At 31.4% G+C, this 13,477-nt stretch carries 11 protein-coding genes; 9 read left to right on the top strand and 2 right to left on the bottom strand.

All coding sequences use genetic code 11. The annotated features are described in order from the left end of the window. Positions 1-37: 37 nt before the first annotated feature. Complete coding sequence (locus tag bsdtw1_RS19865; RefSeq protein WP_183279241.1) at positions 38-265, bottom strand: glutaredoxin family protein; 228 nt, start codon at positions 263-265, stop codon at positions 38-40. A 1,074-nt stretch (positions 266-1,339) separates the two neighbouring features. Between bsdtw1_RS19865 and bsdtw1_RS19860 the strand changes: the two genes are divergently transcribed. The 4 genes from bsdtw1_RS19860 to disA all read left to right on the top strand — a co-directional run bounded on the left by bsdtw1_RS19860 (position 1,340) and on the right by disA (position 5,776). Continuing rightward, positions 1,340-2,062: a GntR family transcriptional regulator gene (locus tag bsdtw1_RS19860; RefSeq protein WP_183279240.1), complete on the top strand. Its 723-nt coding sequence runs from the start codon at positions 1,340-1,342 to the stop codon at positions 2,060-2,062. Beyond that, entirely contained in the window at positions 2,059-2,793 is a 735-nt protein-coding gene (nagB, locus tag bsdtw1_RS19855; RefSeq protein WP_183279239.1) for a glucosamine-6-phosphate deaminase, read from the top strand. Before bsdtw1_RS19860 ends, nagB begins: the two co-directional genes overlap by 4 nt. 541 nt (positions 2,794-3,334) lie before the next feature. After that, entirely contained in the window at positions 3,335-4,693 is a 1,359-nt protein-coding gene (radA, locus tag bsdtw1_RS19850; protein WP_183279238.1) for a DNA repair protein RadA, read from the top strand. An 18-nt stretch (positions 4,694-4,711) separates the two neighbouring features. Next, positions 4,712-5,776 carry a DNA integrity scanning diadenylate cyclase DisA gene (gene disA, locus bsdtw1_RS19845; RefSeq protein ID WP_183279237.1) on the top strand — a complete coding sequence of 355 codons (1,065 nt, stop codon included), beginning with the start codon at positions 4,712-4,714 and terminating at the stop codon, positions 5,774-5,776. A 360-nt stretch (positions 5,777-6,136) separates the two neighbouring features. On the opposite strand, the gene bsdtw1_RS19840 is transcribed toward disA, so the two are convergent. Beyond that, positions 6,137-6,535 carry a nucleoside triphosphate pyrophosphohydrolase family protein gene (locus bsdtw1_RS19840; RefSeq protein ID WP_183279236.1) on the bottom strand — a complete coding sequence of 133 codons (399 nt, stop codon included), beginning with the start codon at positions 6,533-6,535 and terminating at the stop codon, positions 6,137-6,139. A 291-nt stretch (positions 6,536-6,826) separates the two neighbouring features. Between bsdtw1_RS19840 and bsdtw1_RS19835 the strand changes: the two genes are divergently transcribed. The 5 genes from bsdtw1_RS19835 to proB all read left to right on the top strand — a co-directional run bounded on the left by bsdtw1_RS19835 (position 6,827) and on the right by proB (position 13,472). After that, entirely contained in the window at positions 6,827-7,936 is a 1,110-nt protein-coding gene (locus bsdtw1_RS19835) for a PIN/TRAM domain-containing protein (protein ID WP_183279235.1), read from the top strand. 13 nt (positions 7,937-7,949) lie between these two features. Continuing rightward, positions 7,950-8,633, top strand: a complete 684-nt coding sequence (gene ispD, locus bsdtw1_RS19830) for a 2-C-methyl-D-erythritol 4-phosphate cytidylyltransferase (RefSeq protein WP_183279234.1) — start codon at positions 7,950-7,952, stop codon at positions 8,631-8,633. A 423-nt stretch (positions 8,634-9,056) separates the two neighbouring features. Continuing rightward, the gene (locus tag bsdtw1_RS19825) at positions 9,057-10,769 is read left to right on the top strand and encodes a proline--tRNA ligase (RefSeq protein WP_183279233.1); all 1,713 of its coding nucleotides are present in this window, start codon (positions 9,057-9,059) and stop codon (positions 10,767-10,769) included. Positions 10,770-10,818: 49 nt separating this feature from the next. Next, complete coding sequence (gene cysS, locus bsdtw1_RS19820; RefSeq protein WP_183279857.1) at positions 10,819-12,216, top strand: cysteine--tRNA ligase; 1,398 nt, start codon at positions 10,819-10,821, stop codon at positions 12,214-12,216. A gap of 143 nt (positions 12,217-12,359) precedes the next feature. Beyond that, positions 12,360-13,472: a glutamate 5-kinase gene (gene proB, locus bsdtw1_RS19815; RefSeq protein WP_183279232.1), complete on the top strand. Its 1,113-nt coding sequence runs from the start codon at positions 12,360-12,362 to the stop codon at positions 13,470-13,472. The last annotated feature ends 5 nt before the right edge of the window (positions 13,473-13,477 follow it).

Below are 13,477 nucleotides of genomic sequence, written 5' to 3'. Positions count from 1 at the left end.
AGGTATCCCAATAATGAGATACCTCCATTTATTTTAATTAAAGACCTAAAGCTTGATCTATGGCAGGTTTATCAAATCCAACTATTACAGTACCGTTTATATCTAAAACAGGAACTCCCATTTGTCTTGACTTATTAACCATTTCTTCTCTAGCAGTTAAGTCCTCTTGAACATTTAGTTCCTCATAATTAACTCCTTGTGATTTTAAGTAGCTCTTTGCCTTAACACACCAAGGGCATGAATTAGTTGTATATACTTTTACCATAATATTTCACTCCTTATTAACAAATAATTATTATCTAAATATATTATACCTCATGAGGGTATGTTATTCAATACAAAAGTTATTGAATCTTTTATAGTATATGACTATTATTATGTTGTGCTTACAAATAATGGTTAAAAATATTTAATCGTAACAATATTTTTCTTATTCATAAGTCTAAGCTGTATTTATTTACTGTATGAAAAATATAAAGTTTTTATGCCGGTTAAACCTAGATATTTCAATAGTTTTAGATGTTTCTTACGGCTATATAGTAAAGAAAATACAACTTATTTGCCTGCCAAGTTTTCCTTATATGCATTTGGAAAGACAGACGCATTAAAAAAGCTCACTGAAGAAGGTCGCTTCAGCGACTTTTTTATAAAACAAAGGTTTAGATTAGTTTCAATACCTGTGCAGTAATAGTTGAGGTTATAGGATTGCAATGTTCTAAAATACAAAATTTACATACTTATGTTAAATGGTACTTTAACAATGAATAAAGCAGTAGTTCTATAATAATATGTTTTGACAATATAAAAATTATATACCTATAAAAATTAGTTAATAAATTATTTTTTATAAATCAGATGTAATATTTTGTAGAATACGAAAAATATATTTTAGTTGAATTTTTGATACTATATTAAACAAGTAATAAGATTATAATTAAAAAGTTATTCTTTAAGGTTAATATAGTTCCAACTTCAACTAATAAGTTATGCATATCTAAAATTTATATGTGTATGATTTTTGAACATGCACAACTTAAGTTTCTATAATGGAAGACTATAGTTTAAAATGCTATAATAAGCTTTGAAATAAATCTTGATAATTATATTTTAATGCTTGTAAAAGTAAAATGAATATTAAGTTGTGATTAATTAAGGGTGGTAATGAATTAATACTGGTCGGTGGAGTTTTGCACTTATAATATATTCAAAGTGATAATATTTCATTAATTATTTTCGCTTATGAGAAAATAAGCAAATATATAAAAAAATAAAGTATAGTAGTATAGTGGTCTAGACAGGTGGAGAAATTTATAATATAATTAAATTAGGAGGAACGAAAATGATAGATAAGAATAGTCCTATACCAGTTTATTATCAGTTAAAGGAAGATATAAAGAGAAAGATATCTCAAGGAGTATGGAAGGTTGGTCAGTGTATAGATAGTGAGAGAGAGCTTTCGGAGAGCTATGGCGTAAGTAGAATGACAATAAGACAGGCTCTTGGGGAACTAGTTCAAGAAGGTATACTGATTAGAGAAAAAGGAAAAGGAACCTTTGTATGTGAGCCTAAAGTAAAGCAGAAAGATATGATGAGCTTTTCCAATATAATTAAGAAGCTTGGTGGGAAGCTGGAAACTAAGGTTTTGGCACTAGAGATTATAGATACACCTGAAGATATGCATGATGTATTTTCTTTTGATAAGCTGTATAGAATAGATAGAATGAGAATTGTAGATGGAGAAACCATAGCAAATGAAATAGTATATATACCATGTGATTATTGTGGATATATAGATGAAAAGTTATTAGAAGGCTCACTTTTTGAAATATTAGAAGGCTTTGGTTACAAAATAGATTATTCTCAATCCTCAATAAAAGCAATAATAATGGATGACTATTATAAAAAGCTATTTAATGTAGATAGAGACGTTCCTTTGATTAATATATACTCTAAAACTATAACAAACAATGGAAAGATTCTTTTTGTAGAGGAATCTACCTACAGATCAGATAAGTATTTATTAGAAGTAGATATTTCAACACGGGAGGGGAAATTTAGATGAAAATAATAATTGCTAAAAATTATGATGAAATGAGTGAAATTGCAGCTCGAGAAATTGCTGATTTTATAAATAACAAACCAGATGCGGTTTTAGGTCTTGCTACTGGAGGAACTCCAGCTGGAATGTATAAGGAGCTTATAAAGTTATATAAAGAAGGAAAAGTAGACTTCTCTAAAATAACTAGTGTAAATCTTGACGAGTACGTTGGACTAAGTGGTGAACATGAACAAAGCTATAGATATTTTATGGATGATAATCTATTCAATCATGTTAATATAGATAAAAGTAAAACTTTTGTTCCTAATGGATTAGCAGAAGATATAGATGCATCATGCAGAGAGTATGACCAAAGAATATCAGAACTTGGAGGCGTTGACCTTCAATTGCTTGGAATAGGTGGAAACGGTCATATAGGTTTTAATGAACCAGCTGAGTATTTATACCAAGGTACGCACCAAACTGAATTAGCTGAAAGCACTATAGAAGCTAATGCTAGATTCTTTGATTCAATAGATGAAGTTCCAAAGAAAGCTATAACTATGGGCATTGGTGGAATAATGAAATCAAAGAAGATACTTCTTTTAGCTAGTGGAGAAAATAAGGCTGAGGCAGTTGCACAATTAGTAAGTGGAAAGATAAGCACAAAGGCACCTGCTTCAATGCTACAAATGCATGGGGATGTAGTTGTTGTTATCGATGAAGCAGCAGCTAAGTTTATAAAAAGAGCATAACTATAGATTAAAAATGTCACATGTTTGTGGCATTTTTTTATTGTGTAGGAAATTATAAAATTTTCAAGGGATCTAAACCTAGATATTTCAATGCTTTTATAAGTTTTTTATAGATATAAAGTAAAAAATAAAACTTATTCGCCTGCCAGATTTTCCTCATATACATTCGGAAAAGCAGATGCGTTAAAAAAGCTCACTGAAGAAGGTCGCTTTAGCGAATTTTTTATGCAAAAGAAAATATAAAATCTTTAAGGTAGCTAAAACTAGTAATTTGAAGTGTTTACCATAGTTCTTTAGAGTATGCAGCAAAAAATAGGATATATTTATATGATATACTTTAATATACACATAATATTATTATATAATGTTTAATGTTAACTAGATAATGTGCATTAGATTGAAAGTTTATTCGAGATTTTAAAATGTTTTAGTTATAAAAATTAAAATTTAAATTTTATTATGATAAAATATGGTTATATTTTTATTAAAATGAAAGAATATTAATATGTAACAGGAAAAGATAAAATAGTAGGTGGATATAATGGCTAAAATTAAAACTCTATATGTTTGTCAGCAATGTGGTTATGAATCGCCAAAATGGTTAGGAAAGTGCCCAGAATGTAATTCTTGGAATTCTATGCTAGAAGAAGTAAAGGAAACTAAGCCGCAAAAATCATCCTTTCCATCAAGACAAACCAGTTCTCCTAAACAAATAAAAGATATTAAATCTGGGGAAAAAGAAAGATATGATACAGGAATTATTGAACTCAATAGAGTTTTAGGAGGTGGCCTTGTAAGGGGATCTCTTACATTAATATCCGGGGATCCTGGTATAGGAAAATCCACACTGCTTTTACAAACTGCTAATAACATATCAAAAAAATACGGAAAAGTTCTTTATGTTTCTGGTGAAGAATCAGAAGAGCAGATTAAGATAAGAGGGGATAGGTTGGGGGTTGAAGCCGAAGAATTATATATAGTATCAGAAACCAGCCTTGATGTGATAGAAAGCTATATAGAAGATATAAAACCTGTTTTTGTAATAATTGACTCTATTCAAACCATATATAAAGAAGGAGTTACTTCTGCACCTGGAAGTGTATCTCAAGTTAGAGAATGCTCTAATGTAATAATGAGAGTGGGAAAAAACAACAATATACCTTTGTTTATAGTAGCACATGTGACTAAACAAGGTGAATTAGCAGGTCCTAGAGTGTTGGAGCATATGGTTGATACAGTACTTTCTTTTGAAGGGGAAAGAACAGAAGAATTTAGAATACTTAGAACAATGAAAAACAGATTTGGAACAACTAGTGAAATTGGAGTATTTGAAATGAGTCAAGAAGGTCTTATTCAGATTTATGATCCATCAAGAATGTTCTTAGAGGACACTAATTACAATCAAGAGGGATCTATGGTTGTAGGACTTATGGAGGGTACAAGGCCAATACTTGTAGAAATACAAGCGTTAGTTACAGAAACTAAAGCTGTGATGCCAAGGCGTACTGGAGTAGGTATAGATCATCAAAGACTTAGCTTAATTTTAGCTGTTCTCGAGAAAAAGATAAGGATACCATTCTATAATAGCGATGTTTATTTAAATGTAGTAGGTGGGCTTAATATAGAAGGTACAACTGCTGATTTAGGTATAGCATTAGCACTTATATCCTCATCTAAGGGAAATGCAGGGGCGTTAGAAAAAGTGATGATTATTGGTGAAGTAGGACTTACGGGAGAGATAAGACCAGTAAACAATTGTGATAGATTGGTGAATGAAGCACAAAAGATGGGATTTACCAATGTAGTAGTACCATATAGAAACTTAGATAAGCTTAACAAGGAAGGACTAAATGTAATTGGTGTCAGAACTTTAAAGGAAGCAGTAAGCAAGATTTTCTGATAGGTCGGTGAAATATATATGAGAATAGAAAATGATAAAGAAATTAAAAACATCTTAAAAATAGTTGGTCCAGGAACGCAGCTTAGAGAAGGTCTTGAAAATATATTAAGGGCTAAGACTGGAGGGCTTATAGTACTAAGTAACACTGAAGAGGTTATGAGAATTGTTGATGGGGGATTTACCATAAATTCTGATTATTCACCATCATATATTTACGAACTAGCTAAAATGGATGGGGCAATTGTAATAAGTTCAGATCTAAAAAAGATTATTTGTGCAAATGCTCAGTTAGTGCCGGAGTCATCTATACAGACTTTTGAAACAGGAACAAGGCACAGAACTGCTCAAAGAGTAGCTAAACAAACAGGAATGATAGCAGTTGCTATCTCTCAGAGAAGAAATATAATAACTATATATAAAGGTGAGCTAAAATATGTATTGAGAGAAAGCAGTGTTATATTAGCAAGAGCTAATCAGGCTGTACAGACACTTGAAAAGTATGTGGCGGTTCTAGATAGAGTTATTAATAATCTGAATTTATTAGAGTTCCAGGACTTAGTAACCTTGTTTGATGTAGTTACTGCTATCCAAAGGACAGAAATGGTAATGAGAATAGTAGGAGAGATAGAGAGATATATAGTTGAACTTGGAAATGAAGGAAGACTAATTTCCATGCAGTTAAATGAGTTAATAAAAAATATAGAGCAAGACGGAATACTTCTAATAAGAGATTACTGCAAAATTAATATGGACAATAATGAAATATATAAAGATATGCAGAAGCTTAGCCAAGAAGAATTACTAGATTTAGATATGATAGGTAAGCTTTTAGGATATGTGTCAGTTCCAATGATAGATACATTAATTTCTCCAAGGGGGTATAGGATTCTAAACAAAGTACCAAGAATTCCTACAACTGTTATAGAGAATCTCATTAAGCACTTTAAAGAATTGACAGCAATTTTAGATGCTACAACAGATGATTTAGATAAAGTTGAAGGTATTGGGGAAGCAAGAGCAAGGGCAATTAGAAATGGGTTAAGAAGAATAAAAGAACAAGTTTCATTAAATAAACAATTATAAAAAGTTAGCAGGTTATAATCCTGCTAACTTTTTATTTGTTTCATACCTCTCACTAATTAAAAACTTTTAAAACTTAACACATTGTTAAGAAAGATAAAATCATATATATTTATCTAATTTACAGCTTATTAGAATAAGTTTTACAAAATTATATAAAAGTTTTGTGAAGTTAATACTAAAAGTATGATTATTTGGATATTATATATACGGGACAAAAAAGCTTACAAACATACTGTTTTTGATTACGAGTAAGTATTATAAATATCATATCAATGAATACGTTTAAAGTCACTGGAATATTAAAAAAGTTACAAAGTGTTGTTATTAAAATACAATATTTAGGGAATAATTAAGAAAGCATCATCTAAATGTAAATTTCCCAAGTGTATTTATTCGATCATATTCCTTTATCAATATATCGTAAAGGTTTAAATCTAAGGAGTTGCAAAGTGAAGTAAGATAGAAGATATTATTACCAAGTTCTCTTTCAATAATTTCTCTGCAGCCTTCGCATAGTTCTCCTTCAAGATGACTTTTTAAACATTTATCTAAGACATCTATAGAATCATCCTCTTCAGGAAGACATTGTTTATCAGCAGAAATTTTTACGCACCCACAATTTGTTACAGCTTTAGCCACAGCTCTATTCACCCTAGCATTAGACTCTTGAAATTTAGATAAAATATCAAGAATACTCTTGTGTCTTAGTAGTGATTCCTGCACAGCATTTTGAAAATCATCGAATATAACGTCTTTCATCGGTATCACTCCTTTTGATAAATTAGTTTGATATTTAATTCAATTATAAGTATTTTCAGATAATTTTGTCAATGAAGTAAGATGTGATCATCCTTAGATATTATATTAAAGCATTGCTATTTTTTTTTATAGGGGGTATTTAAATAGTAATTTATAGAAAGTTCAAATCTATTCATTATGTTTTTTAGAAACTATATGTTATAATTGTTTAAAGGATTTTATAAAAATTGTTGTTTTTAAGAATGTATTTCAATATAATGGAAATACTTAAATAATAGGAGGTGAATAATATTGGTAAAAAAACTTTTTAGACTTACTTTCACTATAATTGGATTAGTAGTTGGCTATTTTTTAGCAGATGGGCTTATAAAAACGAATTATATAGCAAATAATTTTTCATCTATAAAAATGCCAGTAGTAGCGTTGATTTTTTATTCTTTATTTATTATTATTTTCGGACTTATACTTTTTATTGTTTCTCCACTTTTATATCTAGGTATATCAAAGTTAATAGATGCTATAGAAAGCAGTATGCAGAAACTCACTGCCAGTGAAATATTATTTGGTGCGATAGGTGCGATAATATCACTAATAATAGCATCATTATTTATGCTGCCACTTAATGGAGTATTAAATAAGATACATGAAATATTAGCTCAGGTAGTCTTCATTGTAGTTAACCTTGTTGCTTTAGTAATTGGAGTAGATATTTCTGTTAAAAGAAGAGATGATATAATAGCTTTATTTGATGGATTAAAAAGAAGTTCAAGCAAAGACAAAAAGAATAAACACGGAAATAAAGGATATCCAAAAGTTTTAGATACGTCTGTAATAATTGATGGAAGGATATTTGATATATGCCAAACGGCATTTGTTGAAGGACCTCTCGTTATTCCAAGCTTTGTTCTTGATGAACTAAGACATATATCAGACTCATCAGATTCCTTAAAAAGAAATAGAGGAAGAAGAGGATTAGACATACTGAATAAGATCCAAAAAGAGCTGAGTATAGAAGTTCAGATTTGGGAAGGTGATTTTCCAGATATTCAGGAAGTGGATTCTAAGCTTTTAAAGCTTGCTCAAACCTTAAGTGGAAAAGTTGTAACTAATGATTATAACTTAAACAAAGTAGCAGAATTCCAAGGTGTACCAGTCCTAAATATAAATGAATTGGCTAATGCTATAAAGCCCGTAGTACTTCCAGGAGAAGACATGACCATAACAATTGTTAAAGATGGTAAAGAATCAGGGCAAGGTGTTGCATACCTTGATGATGGTACAATGATAGTTGTTGAAGGTGGAAGAAAGTTTATTGGAGAGAATATTGATGTTACAGTTACTTCAGTACTCCAAACGGCTGCAGGAAGAATGATATTTGCGAAACAGAAAGAAGTAGTTTAAAGGGGTTATTATTATGTCGAAGGCTTGTGCTATTATTGTGGCTGGTGGCAAGGGCAAGAGGATGGGAACTGATATAGCTAAGCAATATATAAATATTGGAGGAAAACCTATATTATATTATGCAATTAAGGCCTTTGTAGATTGTAGTTCTATAGATGAAGTAGTATTGGTGACTCAAAAGGATGAGATCCAATATTGTAAGAATGAAATAATTGAAAAGTTTAATCTGCCTGTGAAGAAGATTGTTGAGGCAGGAACAGAAAGACAGGATTCCGTATATAATGGATTAAAATCAATACAAGATTGCGATATAGTATTAATTCATGATGCTGCTAGACCGTTTGTTAGTAGAGATATAATTGAGAATGGTATAATATATGCTAAAGAGTTTGGTGGAGCAGCACCAGGAGTTACACCTAAAGATACTATTAAAATCAAGTCTGATGATGGATTTTCTTTATCAACACCAAATAGAAGTACATTATTTGCAGTACAAACACCGCAATGTTTTAGATATGATGATATAAGACAATGCCATGAAAAAATAAAAAGAAATAATATATCAGTAACAGACGATACTATGGCTTTTGAACTATATCATGGCAAAGTGTTTTTATATGAAGGTAGCTATAAGAATATAAAGATAACTACTCCAGAAGATTTGATTTTAGCAGAAAACTTTGTAAAAGAGGTATAAGTGTTCAGTAAATATATGAAATGTGTTAGAATAAGTTAAGTGAAAATTTCATATATTGACATGCTTTTTTTTAGAAGTTATAATAAATTAATCAAATTTAATATTGAAAAGCATTGAAGAAGAATAGTAAGAGCAACCTTACAGAGAGAGAATCCTTGGCTGAAAGATTTTCGCCTGCTTTGAACCTGCTTCTGAGTTGTAGGTAAAAACTATCGGTCTAATACCGTTATTATTAGTTGAGTACAAATTTAGGTGGTACCGCGATATAAGTTCGCCCTAAGCATAGGGTGGACTTTTTTTATTCTTTTTTAAAAACAATATGGATAGAAACGCAAATGAAAGTAAGGTTATATTAACCACTTTTTATTTAAATCAAAAGTATGTAATTTTATAATTGCTTTAAAGATAGAGGAGGATATGCAAATGAAAATGTCAAACATGTTAGTTTCTACACTAAGGGAAGTACCTGCAGAAGCTGAAATAGATAGCCATAAGCTTATGTTAAGAGCAGGTATGATGAGAAAGATGGCATCAGGTATTTATAATTATATGCCACTTGGACTTAAAGTACTAAAAAAAATAGAAGATGTTGTTAGAGAAGAAATGGATAATGCAGGAGCGCAAGAGTTTTTGGCTTCAGCTATGATTCCAGCAGAATTATGGAAAGAATCAGGAAGATGGGATGCTTACGGCGCAGAGATGTTTAGACTGAAAGATAGAAACGAAAGAGATTTCTGTCTTGGGCCAACTCATGAAGAAGTATTCACAGATATAGCTAGAAATGAAATAAAATCATATAAGCAATTACCAGTAAATCTTTATCAAATACAAACTAAATACAGAGATGAAAGAAGACCAAGGTTCGGGGTAATGAGATCTAGAGAATTCATAATGAAAGATGCTTATAGCTTTGATAAAGATGAAGCAGGTCTTGATATATCTTACAACAAGATGAATAAGGCTTATGTGAACATATTTAACAGATGTGGATTAGATGCAAAATGCGTTGAAGCTGACTCAGGTGCTATTGGAGGATCAAACTCAGCAGAATTTATGGTTAAATCTGAAGTTGGAGAAGATGATATTGTATTCTGCAGTTCTTGCGATTATGCAGCTAATATTGAAAAGGCAGCACCAACTCCTGAACTAGCAGAAGTTGAAGAATTAAAGGCGCTTAATAAAATAGAAACTCCAAACACTAGAACAATAGAAGAACTTATAAAATTCTTTAATACTACAGAAAAAAAGTTTGCTAAAACTCTTATATACAATGCAGATGGCAAGATAGTTGCAGTTATGGTAAGAGGAGATAGAGAAGTAAACGAAACAAAGGTTGCAAATGCTTTAGGTGGTGTTACTAATTTAGAAATGGCAGATAATGAAGCTGTTGCAAAAGCAACTGGTGCACAAGTTGGATTTGCTGGACCAATAGGCATTAAGGTTGAAGCTTTATTTGTTGATACTGAAGTTGCAAGGATGTATAACTTCATAGTTGGTGCTAATGAAACTGGTTATCATATAGAGAATGTAAACTATGGAAGAGACTTTGAAGGAACTGTTGGAGACTTTAGAAACATAACTGAAGGCGAAAAATGTCCACACTGTGGAGGGACAATTACTATATCTAGAGGAACTGAAGTAGGACACATATTTAAGCTTGGAACAAAATATTCAGTTTCTATGAATGCAAACTTTATCGATGAGAATGGAGAACAAAAACCATTTATAATGGGCTGTTATGGTATAGGAATAACAAGAACAATGGCGTCTATAATAGAGCAGCATCATGACGAAAATGGTATAGTATGGCCACTTTCTGTAGCGCCATATCAAGTAGCAGTAGTTATTGTAAATATAAAGGATGAAGCTCAAGTGAAGGTTGCTACTGAACTTTATGAATCTCTTAGAAAAAGAGGCGTTGATGTAATTCTAGATGATAGAAATGAAAGAGCTGGGGTTAAGTTTAAGGATGCTGACCTTATGGGAATACCAATGAGAATAACAGTAGGTAAAAAAATTACTGAAAGTCAAGTAGAATTTAAGCTAAGAAATTCTCAAGATATTGATGTAATAAATATAGATGATGTATATAATACAGTAAAAAAACAGTTTGATGAAGCTGGCTTATATATATAAGAATATAATGGATATATAAAATTAATTCACAAAGGGAGGGTTGTTAATGATGAAAATATATAATACTCTAACAAATAAAAAAGAAGAATTTATCCCCATTGAACAAAATAAGGTGAGGATGTACGTTTGTGGACCGACTGTATATAATTTTTTTCATATAGGAAACGGAAGAACTTTTATAGTGTTTGATACTATAAGAAGATATTTCGAATATAGAGGCTTTGATGTGAATTTTGTTCAAAATTTTACAGATATTGATGACAAGATGATCAATAAAGCTAATGAAGAAGGAACAACAGTTAAAGAGCTAGGGGATAGATATATAGATGAATATTATCATGATGCAGATTCTCTTAATATAGAGAGAGCTACAGTAAACCCTAGAGCAACTGAATACATGGATGAAATAGTAGGATTTGTGAAAAGTCTTGTTGATAAAGGATACGCATATGAGGTTAATGGAGATGTGTATTTCTCCACTAAAAAGTTCTCTCACTATGGAAAGTTATCAGGGCAGAATATAGAAGACTTACAGGCTGGAGCAAGAATAAATGTAGATGAAAGAAAGCAAGATCCTATGGATTTTGCCGTATGGAAATCTCAAAAACCAGGTGAGCCTGGGTGGGAAAGTCCGTGGGGACTAGGAAGACCAGGGTGGCATATAGAATGTTCTTGCATGGCTAAGGATATACTTGGTGAGACAATAGATATTCATGCAGGTGGATCTGATTTAGTATTCCCACATCACGAAAATGAAATAGCTCAAAGTGAAGCTCTTACAGGAAAGCCTTTTGCAAACTATTGGATGCATAGTGCTTTTGTAAATATAAACAATCAAAAAATGTCTAAATCATTAAATAACTTTTTTACAGCAAGAGAGATATTAGAAAGATATGATGCTGATGTAATAAGATTTTTAATGCTATCAGCTCATTATAGACAACAACTTAACTTTAGTGAGGAGCTATTAGAATCTGCTAAGGCATCAGTAGATAGAATTTATAATGCCATAGCAAATTTAGAAAATCTACTTGAAGAAGTTAAAGTGGAAGCTGCTACTGATGAAGAGAAAAGTTATTTAACTTCTCTAGGAAAACATAGAGAGAAATATATTGAAAGAATGGATGATGATTTTAATACTGCAGATGCTATTACAGCTATCTTTGATTTAATAAAGGATATTAATACAAATATTTCAATAAGCTCTTCCAAGGAAGTTATAGTTAAAGCGTTAGAGCTTATAAGAGAACTTGGTGGACCTTTAGGAATTCTACAAAGATCAACTAAGGTTTCTCTAGAGGATGAGATAGAACAGTTAGTTGAACAAAGACAACAGGCTAGAAAAGATAGGGACTGGGCATTAGCAGATAAGATTAGAGATGAGCTAAAAGATAGAGGTATTGTTCTTGAGGATACACCTCAAGGAGTAAGATGGAAAAAGATCTAGCCTTTTAGTGAATTGTTTTGGTTATTTTAGACTTGTGGCATTGAAGAGCATAAATGGTGTTTCTTTGCCACGAGTCTTTTTACTATACAGGAAAGTGTTTTAAATTTAGCAATAAGCTATAAGTCTTGAAGGGGGAAAAAAGGTTGAGAAATCTAGAAAATATAAAAAAAGTAGTAATAAAAGTAGGAACCTCAACTCTTACTTATGCAAATGGAAATCTTAATTTAGTTAAGATGGAGAATATAGTTAGGCAAATATCAGACTTACATAACAGAGGTCTTGAAGTTATATTAGTTACTTCTGGTGCTATTGGGACAGGGGCTAGTGCTTTGGGATATAAGGAAAGACCAAAAACTATACCAGAGAAGCAAGCATGTGCTGCTGTGGGTCAGGTAACTCTTATTCACATGTATCAGAAACTTTTTTCAGAATATAATAAGGTTTCGGCTCAGATTCTCATGACTAGAGAAGACATAAGAGATAGAAAAAGATATCTAAATGGAAGAAACACTTTCTTTACTTTGTTAGATATAGGGGCAATACCAATAGTTAATGAAAATGATGCTCTTGTGGTTGATGAGATAAAGTTTGGTGATAATGATAGTCTTTCGGCTATGGTGTCTTCATTTGTAGATGCAGATTTGTTAATTATACTTTCAGATATAGATGGATTATATGATAGCAACCCAAAAGAAAATAAAGATGCTAAAATCATAGATTATGTTGAGACTATAACCAAAGAAATTGAAGGATATGCAGGTGGTGCAGGATCAAAGCTTGGTACGGGAGGGATGATAACAAAACTTCATGCAGCTAAGATTTGCTGCTCATCTGGTGTATCAATGATAATATGTAATGGTGCATCAAATGATAGCATAATAAGAGCTGTAAATGGTGAAAATGTTGGAACTTATTTTCAAGGTAAAGTTAAACCTATGAAAGGAAGACAACATTGGTTAGCATACGAGGCAGCTCCAAAAGCTAGTATAATAGTTGATCTGGGAGCTGAAAAGGCTCTAAAAAATCATAAAAGTCTGTTGCCAAAAGGTATAGTATCTATTGAAGGTAAATTCGATGAAGGGGATGTAGTAAGTATATTAGGCGTCGACGGGAATAGGATAGGGCACGGAATATCTAGCTATAACTCAAAAGATCTAAGTTCTATAATCGGAGTAGAAACGAAAAAGATAGAAGAAATACTAGGCTACAAGCATTATGATGAAATCATTCATATAAATAATATGGTTATATTTTAAAAGTT

Origin of the sequence: Clostridium fungisolvens (assembly GCF_014193895.1) — a bacterium.
GTDB classification, from domain to species: Bacteria; Bacillota; Clostridia; order Clostridiales; family Clostridiaceae; genus Clostridium_AR; species Clostridium_AR fungisolvens.
Note: the sequence above shows the minus strand (reverse complement) of the source record. Positions and strands in the feature narration are given on the sequence as shown.